Source organism: Kribbella sp. C-35, assembly GCF_046549195.1.
Lineage (GTDB): Bacteria > Actinomycetota > Actinomycetes > Propionibacteriales > Kribbellaceae > Kribbella.
The window spans coordinates 389067-402324 of record NZ_JAJPWG010000005.1; the positions used below are offsets into that span (position 1 = coordinate 389067).

A 13258-nucleotide genomic window follows, 5' to 3' on the forward strand; every position below is an offset into this window, starting at 1 on the left:
ATACATCAAGCCCCGAGTGCAACGAACGAACGGCCGGCGGCATCGGCCACCGGATCACCTCGCGTCTCCAGGCGAGCCGCCGCGAACGCGGCCGCCAAAGACTGACCGGCCTGCAGGTTCTCGTGCACTGCGAGCATCAAGGGAGCGGTTGCCGGATCGTTCACCGGTACGACGCTCGCCAGGATGCCCGCCGCGCCCAACGGGATCAGGCTGCTGCTCAACCCGAGCAGCTCGTCCGCACCGACCGGTTTCGCCAGCCCGGAGTCGCAACTCGACAACACCATCCGGTACGGCGCTCTGCGCAGCCGCTCGAAGTCGTACACGGTCAGCGGCCCGTCGTCGAGCCGCAACGACGAGAACAGCGGACTGTCCGCGCGGAACGTGCCGTGCGCCGCGATATGCGCGATCCAGGCGCCGTCGAGTTCCCGCAGTACCTTCTCCGCGGTCGCGTCGCCGTCCGCCAGCACGGTGGCGTCCGGGTACTGCTTCGCCAGCTGCATGACCTCGGCGCGGCCGGCCGACAAACCCGGGCCGAGCACCAGCACGACGCGACGATCCGACGGCGGGCGCACCTGCCGCGCGCGCAACCAGGTCGCCGCCGACGGTACGACGTTCACCGCCCGATCAGCCAACGCCGGCACCAGCCCCCAAGGCAACGCATGCAACCTGCCCGGCGGGACCATCACCACCGGCCGATCCCCCAGCAACTCCTGCGCGGCCCCCAGAATCGCATCCCCCAACCGCGCCCCCAACACCTCGAGCGAGGGCCCTGGCCGAGGGTTGGGTCGTGCGTGGGCCAGCCGCCGCAGGCGGAAGCGCGACCGCTCGACCTCCAGCGCCGCCGCAGCCAACGGACCGACCTCATGCTTCGTGATCCGCCCGTCCCGCACCACCACCGCCTGCAGCACACCACCGACCTCAACCAGCTCAACAAGCACAGTCTCGCCGAGCGCCCCCACCAACTCGTCTACGTCGAACCGATGTGCGATCCGGTGCGCGCCGCCTTGGGCTCGTAGTGTGCGGTCGCGGACTGCTTTCTCCAGGCGTCGGCGTTCCTTGTCCAGTGACGGATCGGGTGACCCGTCCAACCGCCGTACGACGTCCCGCAGCGCCGCGAGCTCGGCGACGAGTTGCTCGTCGTCCGGTGGTCGCACCGGCGGCACCCCGAGCGCCGTCGCCCGCCACCGCTCGCCCCACGTCAGCAACCGCCGCGGATCATCACGCCGCAAGGCATCCCGCAACGCCAACTCAGCCAGCTCAGCCCCATGACCGGTCGCCAACGCCCGCAGCTCGGTCGCACCCATCGCCAGCCGATGCTCGTCCAACGCATCCAGCCCGCGACCGCACGCAGACAACATGCCCCGCACGTCACTCCGCGCCTCGGCCCGCAACGCCTTCCCCAACCACGCCGCACTCCGCGCAATCGGCGGCGCATCCTTGCTGTGCCGCCCAGCCAACTCCAGCTGACGATCCGCAGCCCGAACCCGCCCGACATCCAACGCCAACCGCCCCGCCAGCAAATGCGCAGCCGACGCCTCCGAAGCACCCAACGTATCCAGCCGACCGGCCACCGCACTCACACGGCGAAGTAACCGCTCTCCGCGTTCTCCCGACTGATACCGCGCCTCCAACAGCACCATCGACGACCGCACCGACCACCACTCCCGCCGTTGCGCCGAGAACAACCGCCGCGCCCGATCGGCCCGCTCCCGCGCCGCCGCCGGATCCCCCGCCGCCAACGCAGCAGTCGCCGCCGCGAACCACAGCTCCCCCCGTTTGGTCGCCGTACCGCCCTCGGCCGCGATGGCCTGATCCATCTCGGCCAGCGCCTCCTTACTGAGACCGGCCGCGAGCAGTACGCCGCACCGGTCGATCGCGAGGTCCGGCCAGACCACACCGACTGCCGCGAACCGCCGGCCCGCTTCGTCCAGGTATCGCAGCGCCGCCGGCAGATCGCCCCGCGAGTACGCGGCCAATCCCCGATTCTGCCGAGCCTCGGCGTACTCGAACTCCTGTCCCGTCGCGGCGTACAACTTCTCCGCGACCGCGAAATCCGCATCCGCCCGCAACGTAGCGCCCAAAGCGAGTTGGATGAATCCGCGATAGTTCCGCGACCGCGCCTCCCAGACCTGATCGCCCGAACGCCGCAACCGCGTGATCGCCGACCGCAGATCGTCGAGCGCCTCGCGATGCCGCCCGAGCACCAGCAGTACGTCGGCGCGCCGCAGCAGCACCCGCCCGGTCAAGGCACCGCGGCTGAGGTCGACCGCGCGATCGAGCCGCGCCAGACCCTCCCGGCTCCGGCCCGCCCGGCCGAGCGTTGCGCCCAACGTGGCAAGGACATCCGCCTGCCGCTCCGACCGACCGGACTGCTCAGCCAACCGCAATGCGGTGCGCAACTCGCGGACCGCCGTGGTCACGTCGCCGAGCTGCCGCAGACCGATGCCCCAGGCCTGGTGCGCGATGGATGCCTCGACCGTCGCGGGCGCACCGGCCAGCAGCGTCCGCGCCGACGCGATCGCGTCGTGCGGGCGTGACAACGCAAGAGGCAGTAAATTTTCTACCGCCCCGGCACTCCCCCCTGCCGTCGGCATGCTGGGATGATATCGGTCATTTCGACTGTCCAGGGGGGATGTAAGGAAATGGAAAATCAAACGACCGACCGAAAGTACATTGCCCAAATCGAGCTGATTCTGGCCGCATTCGAGCGCCAGGTCGAGGTGTTCCCGGAAGACTGGGAGAAGCGGCCGGAGGGGGCCGACTACCTGTATCGCACCGGAGTGGTCCTGGTCCGCGACAAGGACGTCCCGCGCGTGATCGAGCTCTTCCAGGGCGGCCGCCCGGACGAGGGCGGGATCGGCGGTGTCACCCGGCTGCTGCTGCCGGACCGCGTGCCGCCCGAAGCACCGGAAGATCGTTCGCTCACCCAACGATTCCTCAAGTACGCCGACCTGCGGCTCGGACGCGGTGTCGTCACCCCGGAGCACCTGTTCTACGTGACGCCGAGCGTCAGCCCGTGCCCGGCGACCGAGCCCGAGGAGGTCATGCCCGGTACTCCGCCGGACCCGGTGCTGCCCACACCGTTCCTGTCCGCGGGCGCCGCGGACGGTCGCGGGGTGAAGGTCGTCGTACTCGATGTGGGTTGGTCCGACGCGCCGGCGGCGTACTGGCTGACCGGGGTGACCGGCGATCTTGAGAACGCGTTCGACGGGGCCGGACACATCAAGCCGTACGCCGGCCACGGGACCTTCATTGCCGGTGTGATGCGGGCGATCGCGCGTAACGTGGAGATCGTGGTGAAGAGCTACTTCACCACCGCCGGAGCGATGTGGGAGTTCGATCTCGCGCAGGCACTGGACGAAATCCTCGATCTGGCGCCGGACATCATCAGCCTGTCGGCGGGCACCAGGACGCGGTTCGACCTGGCGCCGCTCGCTCTGGACGTCTTCGTCCAGACCCGGCTGAACCGCGTCAACGGCCTCACGCTGGTCGCCGCGGCGGGCAACGAGTCGTCCAGGGACTACTTCTGGCCGGCCGCGTTCCCGGAGGCCGTCGGTGTCGGGGCGCTGGCGGACAACGGGCGGGACCGGGCGTCGTTCAGCAACTTCGGCGGCTGGGTCGACGTCTACGCACCGGGCGAGCACCTGGTGAACGCGTTCCTGACCGGCGACTACGTGTGCACCGAACCGCCGAACACCGGCGACCTGCGCTCGTTCGCCGGGATGGCCCGATGGAGCGGTACGTCGTTCGCGACGCCGCTCGTTGCCGGCTTGATCGCCGGCCGGATGTCGGTCACCGGTGAGAGCGCCAAGCAGGCGGCGGACGCGCTGCTGGCGTTCGCACTCACACAGCCCGAGCCGGGCACCGGTCCCGTCCTGCGAGCCGGCGACGCACTGGCCTCACTCGGCGAGAACTGAACAACGCGCCGACGCGGTGCGGATTTCCGGCCTGACCGCCCGGACTCACGCACCGCGTCAGCTCCCCCTCTTGCGTGCCCCTGCGCCGCCCTCCCCCCTGCAACGGCCCGAGGGCTTCCCCCCCACTTCTGCGGAGTCACCCTCGGTGCGGATTGATACACCCGGTTATCAGGAAAGTTTTCAACGAGTCGGCGGCTGCGGCTGCTCACAGAGGAACGGCGCCCGGTGACCGCCGGAGTGGTAGCTGTACTGCTTCCCGCCGGCCTCGAGGACCGTCCGGTTCCCCGGCACGAGCGCCTGGGTGTAGCGCATCCCCGGCTCCGGGCAGCCGAGGCTTCCGTCGGGCCAGGTGACTTCCTCGGAACTGACGACGGACACCTGTGCCGCGTCCACCCCCAGCCGCTTGATGAGGTCAGCCTTGGCTTGGTCGACCACACTGCCGCCCGGGCTCGCCGGCCCGGAACTACTGGGGCTGCTACTGGGGCTATTGCTGCTACTGCTAGGCGTCATCGACGGTTGTCCTCCAGTCACGGATTCATTGCCACACGCAACCAAAAGTACGGCTGCCGCCAGCACGGTCGTCACACTGCGCATCATGATCACCTCCCACAGTAGACGCCGTTCCCCGCCGGTTCGTTGCAGACCTTTTGTTCAAGTTCTGTTTGCCGTCCGTCAGCCGCCGGAGTGAAGGATCACGGCAACGTCCCGTCCACGTAGTCAGCAGGAGTCAAGCCATGTCTGTCGATCGTCGTTCCGTCCTCCGAGGTGCCGCCGTCGGCGCCGCCGGAGTCGGCTTCACCACCGTCGGCGCCGTGCCGACGCTCGCCGAGGCCGCGCCGGCCTCGCACGGCGACCGTTCGCCGTTCCCGCAGCACAAGCCCTTCCCGCCGCTGCTGGACGACCCGAAGGGCCTCCTCGCGCTGCCGGCCGGTTTCAAGTACAAGGTCGTCACCAAGGCCGGCGAAACCAAGCTGAAGAGCGGCCAGGTGACCCCGAACGCGCACGACGGGACCGCCGTCTTCAGCAACGGTGGCCACTACCGCCTGATCCAGAACCACGAGATCAGCGCCACCGGCCCGCTCGGCGTGCCGCAGATCGAGGGCACCGTGTACGACACCGGTGTCGGCGCGGCCGGCGGCTGCACGGTCATCGACGTCGACCGGGACGGCACCAACCTCGGCGAATGGGTCGGCATCTCCGGCACCCTGACGAACTGCGCCGGCGGCCCGACGCCGTGGGGCACCTGGATGACCTGCGAGGAGACCGAGAACAAGGCCAACGGCACCACCCGGCTGAAGGACCACGGGTACGTCTTCGAGGTCTGGGGCGACGGGAAGACCGCGCACCCGGTGCCGCTGAAGGCGCTCGGCCGGTACGCCCACGAGGCGCTCGCGATCGACGAGGACCGCACGCACATCTACCTGTCCGAGGACGCCTCCGGCCCGAACGGCACCTTCTACCGCTGGTCGGCGCCGCGCGGCTACCGGCTCAGCTCGCGCAGCTGGCAGGACCTGCAGAACAAGGACTTCGGCACCCTCGAGGCGCTGGCCATCCTCGGTGACGACGGCAAGCCGATCCCGGACGTCGCGTACCTGACGTCGGCCCAGCTGCTCCGCCCGTTCCGGGTTGCGTGGGTTCCGGTGCCGGACCGCGACGGCGCCACGACGTCGGTGCGCAAGCAGTTCACCGACGGCCAGATCACCCGCGGCAAGAAGTTCGAGGGCGTCTACGGCACCAAGCAGGGCGTGTACGTCGTGAACTCGTACGCCGAGTCCGGCACCGCCGACCTGCCCGCCGACGCGGTCCCGCACGACGGCATGGTCTGGTTCTACAACTACGACGCCAAGACCATCCAGCTGGTCACGTACTTCCCGGAGAACACCGCCGCCGACTCCCTCGAGTCGAAGTTCCAGGACCTCAACTTCGACGGCCCGGACAACGTCACCGTGACGCCGTGGGGCTCGCTGATCCTCGCCGAGGACGGTCAGGCCGCAAGCCACGTGCTGAGCGCGACGCCGGGCGGACCGACGTACGCCATCGCCCGGAACATGCTGAACGACTCGGAGTTCACCGGCCCGACGTTCTCCGCGGACGGCAAGGTGCTCTTCGTCAACATCCAGACGCCGGGTATCACGCTGGCCATCACCGGACCGTGGCGCGACTACCTCGGCTGAGTGCTCCCAAGAGCGTGAGCGATCGGTCGTCAGGACCCATGCGCACCTCGTTCATCAGATAGGAGAAGGCGGTCTCGCGACCCGGCCAGGCGCCGTGTCGCGAGCCGCCCGCTCCAGCGTGACCGAAGGCGTCGGGCTGGTCGCCCATCCGCCCGTCGCCGGTCTGCAGCTCGTAGCCGGCTCCGTACCTCAGCTCACTCCCCCACGTCGGTTCGGTTCCCCGTCGAATCTCGCGGCGGCCCAGCGCGACAGTCTCCGGCGCCAGAACGCGGACGCCGTCCACCTCGCCGAGCATCGACGCGTAGAACCGCGCCATCCCGCGAGCCGTCGCGTACCCGCCGACCGCGGCCAGCCCGGCGGTGCGGTACTCGCCGCTGTTCCAGATCTTCTCCGAGCCCGGGATCCACAGCGGATTCGGCCGGTTGAGCTCGCTCCACGGCCCGTCGACGAGTACGCCGTCCGGCGCGACCATCGTGGCCGCCCGCCAGTGCAGTTCCTCCGGCAGGCCGATCCACACCTCGAGCCTCAGCGGTTTGGCGAACTCGTCCCCAAAGAACTGCCCCACGGTGCGCCCGTCCACTCGTCGTACCAGCTCGTCCAGCAGCCAGCCCCAGGTCACCGCGTGGTACATGAACCCGGCGCGCGGGTCGGACGCCGGCGCCTGCGCAGCCAGATGCGCCGCCATCGCGTCGTGCTCGAACATATCGGCGTACCCGGCCTCGACCCACGCGAGCCGGGCCTGGTGGGACAGCACCTGCGCGATCGTCATACGTTCCTTGCCCTCGGCACCGAACTCGGGCCAGTAGCGGCTGACCGGATCGTCCAGCTGGAGTTGGCCGCGCTGCACCAGCAGCAGGATGCACGCGCTCGTGAGGCCCTTCGTCCCGGAGAACATCAGGTGCACGGTGTCGCGATCCCACGCCCGGCCGGTGTCCGGGTCCGCCGTACCGCCCCACAGGTCGACCACCAGCTCGCCCCGGTGGTACGCCGCGAACGCCGCGCCCAGCTCGCCGCGCTCGGTGAAGTTCCGCTGGAACGCCTCGGCGACGTCCTCGTATCCCGCTGCTGTCCACATAAGAGATGATAGTACCGATCGTTCTTAACTAGGTCCAGCTCGGTATGGTGGGGCGTGGAGGTGGTGACCCGATGCCGGTCAAGGCGGGGGAACGGCTGGATCCCGAGGCGACGAAGGCCCGGATCCTGAAGGCGGCGGCGGACGTGTTCGGCCGGCGCGGGATCCATGCGGCCGGGATCAACGAGGTCGTCGAGGCGGCCGGTGCGTCGAAACTCACCATCTACAAGAACTTCGGCTCCAAAGAGGGGCTGGTCGAGGCGGTGCTCACCGACCGCACGCAGCGGGTCCGGGCGTGGCACAACGAGGCCGTCGAGCAAGCCGGCGGGAACGCGAAAGAGCGCATTCTCGTCGTCTTCGACCTGGTCGCGAGCTGGTACGCCGAAGCCGGGTTCCGCGGCTGCGCGATGATGAACGCGGCCACCGAGGACCGCGGGCACGAGGGCGCACCTCGGCGGCTCGCGCAGGACCATCTCGCCTTCTACCGCTCGCTTTTCGAGCGACTGTTGAGCGAGGCCGGGGCACGCGATCCGAAAGCATCCGCGCGGCAGTTGGTCGTCGTACTGGAGGGTGCGACGCTGATCAGCGCGGTGGATCAGGACCCCGGTCTGGGCGCGGAGGCGCGGGTCATCGTGGAGACACTGCTCGACGCGGCATTCTGAGCAGTACGACGACGCACGCGAGTCCCGCGCCGGCGGCCACCAGGAACGCCGCGCGGAACCCGGCCTGCTCGGCGACGAAGCCACCGAGCGGACCGGCCGCCATCACGCCGAGATCCCAGAACGACGTCATCACGCCCATCGACACCCCGGGACGCAAACCCCGCACCCGGTCCAAGGTCATCGAGACACAGGCCGGGTAGACCAACGCGAGCCCGAGCCCGGCCAGCGCGATGGAGATCGTTGCGCCGACCGGCCCGTTCGCTTGGGCGATCCCGACCAGCGCGACGATCTCCACGGCGACGGTCGAGGCCGCGACCACGCGACCGCCGTACCGATCGACCAATGGACTACCGGCAAACCGCACCACCAAGAAGGTCGCCGCGAAGACTGCCAACGCGACGTCGTCGACACCGATCCCACCGGCCCGGAGCCGCAGCACAAGCAGCGCCGCCACCGTCCCGTAGCAGTACGCCGCCAGCCCGATAATTGCCCCCGGCAACGGGACTCCCTGCGGCACCAGATCCCGGATCCCCCGGATCCGCGCCAAATGCTCACCCCGACCCGGATCACGCGTTGTCAGCACCAGGACGGCCGACGTCGCGGACAGCGCAACAACCGCCCACCAAACCCAATCTCCAACAAGTGTTCCGAGTAATGGACCGGCGGCCAGACCGCCCCACATCGACAAGCCGAACCAGCCCGCCAACCGACCGCGCTGCGCCATCCGCGTACCCGCCAGAACCCAGGGCAGTGCAGCCGAGAACAGCGCCGCCTCGCCCGCGCCCATCACCAGACGAGCGAGCAGCAGCACACCCAAGTTCGGCGCCAGCAGTTGCCCGAGGCCCCCAAGAGCTGCGAGCAGTCCCCCGGCGACGACCACCGGACGCGACCAGCCTGCGTCAGCCAGCCACCCCGCGAACGGCCGCCCGCACGCGGTCGCGAGGAACGCCATCCCGACCGCGGTCCCACTCGCCAGCGCCCCGCCGCCGAACTTCTCCGGCACGTACGACGGCAACGCCTGCAAGGCCGCCCCGAACGCCAGATACCCACACAGCACCGCCGCCCACAACCGTCGCACCGGAACCGTCATGCGCAGATAATACCGCTCGTTACCATCTATGCTGCACCGGGTTTCCGGAACTTCTTTGCCGCCTGGTGCAGATTTGTTTCCGGAGAACTACCGGGGCTTGTCGAGGAGGACGATCTCGCAGTCGTAGTGCTGGGAGGCCGTCATGTGGCCGCGGAACCACAGCAGCGGCACGCGACTCGGATCACCCGGCGCGACGATCGGGCGGAGGTTGTCGGCGGTCGAGTTCTCGGTGACCGGTGTCCACGCCCACGTGATCCCGCCGTCCGTCGTACGAGCGTGGAAGATCTCGTGGTGCTTCAGCGCAGCACCATCGCGTGGGTCGATCGGGGTCGAGACGTAGAGCGAGTCGAGGTCGTACGGGTCGATCGCGACCAGGCCGGTGTAGTCGTTCTCGTGCGGCAGGAGACCATGCCCGGCCTTGGCCAGTTGCTGCACCTGCCACGTCCCACCCGGGGCGAGCCGCGCGTAGAAGAACCGGTGATCCGGCACTGGATGATCCCGCGCGAAAGCGCTCTCTGGCGTTTCCGGGGTGTCGTGCCGGGCCAGCAGGATCGCCGCGAGAGTGCCGTCGTCGGCGCGGCGGATGTCGACGGTCCAGCAGTGCGTCATCGGCTCGCCGTCCCAGACCGAGTCCGCGGCGAGGACCGTGGTCAGCTCCACCTGCGACGGCGCGTCGGCGTCCAGTGCGATCTCGTCCACCACGGTCCCGTCGGTCCGGTGTAGCGCGCCGGCCTCCAGGTACCCGTGGTAGATCGAGTTGTTGTAGTCGCGCGGGTGGTGATCCGTCGTGATCAGATCCACGCGCGTAGGCGTAGACACGTAGCGGGTGTAGCCGTTGACGTAGCCGATCTTCGGGCGAGTGAAGAGCTTCCCGGCGTACGTCCAGGTATCGCCCTCGTCGTCGGACACGAGTGCGCACGGGTCGTCGTTGACCGCTCTCGCGAAGCAGTACAACCGGCCGTCGAGTTCATGCAGGTTCGAGTATGTGACGCCGCGGCCGCCGGTGAACTCGCTCCAGTCGAACGTCTGCTCCGGGCCCCACTTCCGCGGATCGCCCGGCTCACTCACCCGCCACCGCGTCAGGTCGTCGGTCTTGTGCTTCGTGTACACGGCCAGCCAGCGCCCGTCCCGGCGTCGCCACAACGCCGGCACGTCATGGTCGTCGGCCTCGAACCGCTCATGCAGTACGACGACCTCCGCCGACCCGGTGTGCAAGTCCACCACGGTCAGCTCGACATTGCCTGCCCGCGCGTCTCCCCCAGGCCCCTCCGGCGCGGCGATCGACCCGACGACGAGCACTCCGCCGTCCGGATCCACCACCGCCCGCTCATCCTGGAACCAGCACCATGCACCGTTGTCGTTGATCACCCGAGCCGCATCCATGGCCACCCAGTGTGGCAGGGAACCGACGCCATGGGTAAGCGTTTGCCACCATCTGGTCAGCTCAAGCCGCTTGTTCGACGGTGAGATGACGGGTCCCCGTATCGCGCGCGGTGCGAGGATCGGGGTATGCCGATCGACCAGCACCTACTGCTCGCGTTTCTGCTGACCACGACGATCGCGATGATCACGCCCGGACCGGACATGCTGTTCATCCTCGGCTGCGGGATACGCAGCGGGCCGCGGGCCGGCCTGCTGGCGACGGCCGGGGTGGCGACGAGTGAGGCGGTGCATGTCGCGGTGGCCGCGGCCGGGTTGGCCGCGTTGTTCGCGGCGGTGCCGGTCGCGTTCACCGCGGTCCGGATCGCCGGCGCGGCGTACCTCGTCTATCTCGGCGTGCAGATGATCCGGCACCGCAACGACGCCGTCGACGACGGGCCGGACGGTGAGGCCGCGATGTCCGGACGGAAGGCGTACCTGGCCGGACTGACCACGAACCTGCTGAACCCGAAGATGGTCACGTTCACGATCGCGTTCCTGCCGCAGTTCGTGGTGCCGGCGCGGGGCCAGGTGTGGCTGCAGTTCGCGATCCTCGGGGCGATCCTGATCGTGCTCGAGTTCCTGGTCGACGGGACCGTCGGCCTGCTGGCCGGGCGGATCGGGAACTGGCTGCGCACCCGTCGTACCGCCCGGCGCCGGATCGACACCGCCACCGGCGGCATCTTCATCGGACTCGGCGTTCGTCTAGCGCTCCTGCGTTAGACGAGGTTGAAGCCGCCCGTCCAGGAGGCCTTCTCGCCGACGGCGAGGGTGAGCTGAAGGAAGCCTGCGGCTTCGAGCTCGCGGGCGCGCTTCAGGGCACCGGCGTCGACCGCCTTCAGTCCGCCGGCGGAGACGATGCCGGCCAGCTGCGCCTTGGCGTCCGCGTCGTCACCTGCGATCAGTACGGTCGTCGGCGCCTCGCCGGCCTTCCCGGTCGCGACCGTGGCGGCGAAGTTGGTGTTGAAGGCCTTCAGCACCTTGGAGTCCGGCAGCTGCGTCGCCAGCTCGGCGGCCGCGGAGCCGTCCGCGGGAACCACCAGCGAGTCGAAGGTCTCGAAGTTCAGCGGATTGCTGATGTCGACGACGACCTTGCCGGCCAGCTGGTCGGCCCGGTCGGCGAGCACCTGGTCGAAGGCCGGGTACGGCGTCGCGAGGATCACGACCTCACCGGTGACCGGCTTGTCCTTGTCGGTGGAGTTGAACAGCTCGACGGTGTTGCCGCCCTTGGCGACGACGGCCGCGATCGCCTGTCCCATGTTCCCGCTGCCGATGATGCTGACGTGCGTCATGTTCTCGCTCCTTTTGGTTGTACCTTCAACCATCACGATAGCGGTAAATGGTTGTAGCTACAACCATGTGTGGCAGAATGTTTTTCGTGAGCACACGGTGGCTGGACGATGCGGAGATGACGGCCTGGGTGCGGCTGGCCGCCGTACTCGAGCTGCTGCCCGGTGTCCTCGACTCGCAACTGCGACGGGACGCCGAGCTGACGCACTACGAGTACTACGTGATGGCGATGCTGTCCGAGGCGCCGAAGCGGACGCTGCGGATGACCGCGCTGGCGCAGCGGACCAACGCCACGCTCCCCCGGCTGTCACATGTGGTGAAGCGCCTCGAGGACCGCGGGATCGTCGAGCGGTTCCCCTGTCCGGAAGACGCCCGCGCCACCAACGCCCAACTGACCGCGGCCGGCTGGAAGAAGATCCGAGCGACCGCGCCCGGCCACGTCGAGACGGTCCGTCAGCACGTGATCGACGTACTAACGCCCGAACAGATCACCCAGCTGGCCGAGATCACCGGCGCGATCCTCGAATCGGTCGACCCCGACGGCAACCTCAGCGCCGTGTATCGCCGCTGACGTCTTCAGACCAGGCCGACGTCCCAGTCGGCTTCCTGGATGGGCAGGAAGTCGTCCACTTGTGCGACGAGCGGTTCACCGGAGTGGCGACGGTTCTCCTGTGCCCGTCGTACCAGATGCTCGCCGACAGCCGGGACGATGTGGACGACATGGGAGGCCTCCTCCGCCGAGACCCCCTCGTCGACCAACTGGAAGAGAGTGGACAGCGCGGCCTGCGGGCAGTAGTGCCAGCCGGCGTGGGTCACGAGAACGTCGGCCGGATCGGCCCACCACCATCGTCTGCCGTCGGCGTGCAGTGCGGGTGGCGGAGACAGGTACCGGTACGGCCAGTTCCGGATCGGGAAACCGTAGCTGGAGTCCTCGTCCACGGGCGCCCAGCGCCCGTCCGGCAGCGCCAGCTCCCAACCCTCGTGCCCCTCGTCGTCCCGGACCCACTTCAGGATGCCGACAACGTGATCGTGATGCCGGAGCGGCCAACTCGCCTTGACCGACTTCAGCGGTATCGGTGACAGCAGTTCCCAGCCGTTGCGGTTCTCGGAGCGGGAAACCCCGGCCAGTGCGCCGCCCAGCAGGTCCGTGATATCGATGGAACGCTCGAAGTAGGTCGAGGTCAGCGTCCGAGCCAAGCGCGGCGGCGCCACGGTGACCGGCTTGATCTCAGGGCCGGGCTGAGGGCTGGGCTGAGGGCTGGGCTGAGGGCTGGGCTGAGGGCTGGGCTGAGGGCTGGGCTGAGGGCTGGGCTGGGTCCGCAACTGCTCGGCACGGGCCGACTCCCAGAGCAGCGACCAGCGTCGTTGCAGCACCTGCTTGACGACAGCCGGGTCTCGCCGCGCTGTCCGCGGAGGGGATTCGGCCCACTCGATCAGTACGTCGATCAGGCTCCACAGGTTCGCGAAGTCCCGCGCCGGTGTGCCGCGTTTGAACCAGTCGCTGACCGTGCTGCTGCTCAGCGGCGGCTCACCGCGACCGGCCCGCCGCCGGTTCGCCTCGGCGATCGCCTGCTTCCTGGTCCGGGCAGGTCTCAGCGCACGCGCCTCGAGGTCGGCGAGCTCCCCCATCAGCA

12 protein-coding genes are annotated in these 13258 nt (G+C 69.0%); 5 read left to right on the forward strand and 7 right to left on the reverse strand.

Going from position 1 to position 13258, the window contains the following annotated elements:
* Positions 1-5: 5 nt before the first annotated feature.
* Complete coding sequence (locus ACLJOO_RS32250) at positions 6-2540, reverse strand: CHAT domain-containing protein (protein WP_410791368.1); 2535 nt, start codon at positions 2538-2540, stop codon at positions 6-8.
* A 102-nt stretch (positions 2541-2642) separates the two neighbouring features.
* Here ACLJOO_RS32250 and ACLJOO_RS32255 point away from each other — a divergent pair, with 102 nt between their 5' ends.
* A complete protein-coding gene (locus ACLJOO_RS32255) occupies positions 2643-3917 on the forward strand; it encodes a S8 family peptidase (RefSeq protein WP_410791370.1) in 1275 nt (424 codons plus the stop codon).
* A 180-nt stretch (positions 3918-4097) separates the two neighbouring features.
* Here the strand turns inward: ACLJOO_RS32255 and ACLJOO_RS32260 are convergent, their stop codons facing one another.
* Positions 4098-4352, reverse strand: coding sequence for a hypothetical protein (locus ACLJOO_RS32260; protein ID WP_410791372.1), 255 nt, complete (start codon positions 4350-4352; stop codon positions 4098-4100).
* 299 nt (positions 4353-4651) lie between these two features.
* On the opposite strand from ACLJOO_RS32260, the gene ACLJOO_RS32265 reads away from it, so the two are divergent.
* Complete coding sequence (locus ACLJOO_RS32265; RefSeq protein WP_410791374.1) at positions 4652-6091, forward strand: alkaline phosphatase PhoX; 1440 nt, start codon at positions 4652-4654, stop codon at positions 6089-6091.
* Here the strand turns inward: ACLJOO_RS32265 and ACLJOO_RS32270 are convergent.
* The gene (locus tag ACLJOO_RS32270) at positions 6060-7166 is read right to left on the reverse strand and encodes a serine hydrolase domain-containing protein (protein WP_410791376.1); all 1107 of its coding nucleotides are present in this window, start codon (positions 7164-7166) and stop codon (positions 6060-6062) included. The two genes, ACLJOO_RS32265 and ACLJOO_RS32270, sit on opposite strands and share 32 nt — an antisense overlap.
* 71 nt (positions 7167-7237) lie before the next feature.
* Here ACLJOO_RS32270 and ACLJOO_RS32275 point away from each other — a divergent pair, with 71 nt between their 5' ends.
* Positions 7238-7825, forward strand: coding sequence for a TetR/AcrR family transcriptional regulator (locus tag ACLJOO_RS32275; protein ID WP_410791378.1), 588 nt, complete (start codon positions 7238-7240; stop codon positions 7823-7825).
* On the opposite strand, the gene ACLJOO_RS32280 is transcribed toward ACLJOO_RS32275, so the two are convergent.
* Positions 7791-8915, reverse strand: a complete 1125-nt coding sequence (locus ACLJOO_RS32280; RefSeq protein WP_410791380.1) for an MFS transporter — start codon at positions 8913-8915, stop codon at positions 7791-7793. The genes ACLJOO_RS32275 and ACLJOO_RS32280 overlap by 35 nt on opposite strands.
* A gap of 87 nt (positions 8916-9002) precedes the next feature.
* Positions 9003-10298: a BNR-4 repeat-containing protein gene (locus tag ACLJOO_RS32285; protein WP_410791381.1), complete on the reverse strand. Its 1296-nt coding sequence runs from the start codon at positions 10296-10298 to the stop codon at positions 9003-9005.
* Between the two features lie 126 nt (positions 10299-10424).
* Here ACLJOO_RS32285 and ACLJOO_RS32290 point away from each other — a divergent pair, with 126 nt between their 5' ends.
* On the forward strand, positions 10425-11057 hold the full coding sequence (locus tag ACLJOO_RS32290; RefSeq protein WP_410791383.1) for a LysE family translocator: 633 nt from the start codon (positions 10425-10427) through the stop codon (positions 11055-11057).
* Here the strand turns inward: ACLJOO_RS32290 and ACLJOO_RS32295 are convergent.
* Positions 11054-11626: an NADPH-dependent F420 reductase gene (locus ACLJOO_RS32295; protein WP_410791385.1), complete on the reverse strand. Its 573-nt coding sequence runs from the start codon at positions 11624-11626 to the stop codon at positions 11054-11056. The genes ACLJOO_RS32290 and ACLJOO_RS32295 overlap by 4 nt on opposite strands.
* An 86-nt stretch (positions 11627-11712) precedes the next feature.
* Between ACLJOO_RS32295 and ACLJOO_RS32300 the strand changes: the two genes are divergently transcribed.
* The gene (locus tag ACLJOO_RS32300) at positions 11713-12195 is read left to right on the forward strand and encodes a MarR family winged helix-turn-helix transcriptional regulator (RefSeq protein ID WP_410791387.1); all 483 of its coding nucleotides are present in this window, start codon (positions 11713-11715) and stop codon (positions 12193-12195) included.
* 5 nt (positions 12196-12200) lie between these two features.
* Here ACLJOO_RS32300 and ACLJOO_RS32305 read toward each other — a convergent pair whose 3' ends face one another.
* The gene (locus ACLJOO_RS32305; protein WP_410791389.1) at positions 12201-13253 is read right to left on the reverse strand and encodes a hypothetical protein; all 1053 of its coding nucleotides are present in this window, start codon (positions 13251-13253) and stop codon (positions 12201-12203) included.
* Between the last annotated feature and the right edge of the window lie 5 nt (positions 13254-13258).

Excerpts from the sequence above, each read along its gene's own strand:
- ACLJOO_RS32280 (WP_410791380.1), bottom strand. The coding sequence starts at position 8,915 with ATGACGGTTCCGGTGCGACGGTTGTGGGCGGCGGTGCTGTGTGGGTAT.
- ACLJOO_RS32305 (WP_410791389.1), bottom strand. The coding sequence starts at position 13,253 with ATGGGGGAGCTCGCCGACCTCGAGGCGCGTGCGCTGAGACCTGCCCGG.
- ACLJOO_RS32285 (WP_410791381.1), bottom strand. The coding sequence starts at position 10,298 with ATGGATGCGGCTCGGGTGATCAACGACAACGGTGCATGGTGCTGGTTC.
- ACLJOO_RS32265 (WP_410791374.1), top strand. The coding sequence starts at position 4,652 with ATGTCTGTCGATCGTCGTTCCGTCCTCCGAGGTGCCGCCGTCGGCGCC.
- ACLJOO_RS32270 (WP_410791376.1), bottom strand. The coding sequence starts at position 7,166 with ATGTGGACAGCAGCGGGATACGAGGACGTCGCCGAGGCGTTCCAGCGG.
- ACLJOO_RS32275 (WP_410791378.1), top strand. The coding sequence starts at position 7,238 with ATGCCGGTCAAGGCGGGGGAACGGCTGGATCCCGAGGCGACGAAGGCC.
- ACLJOO_RS32290 (WP_410791383.1), top strand. The coding sequence starts at position 10,425 with ATGCCGATCGACCAGCACCTACTGCTCGCGTTTCTGCTGACCACGACG.
- ACLJOO_RS32255 (WP_410791370.1), top strand. The coding sequence starts at position 2,643 with ATGGAAAATCAAACGACCGACCGAAAGTACATTGCCCAAATCGAGCTG.
- ACLJOO_RS32295 (WP_410791385.1), bottom strand. The coding sequence starts at position 11,626 with ATGACGCACGTCAGCATCATCGGCAGCGGGAACATGGGACAGGCGATC.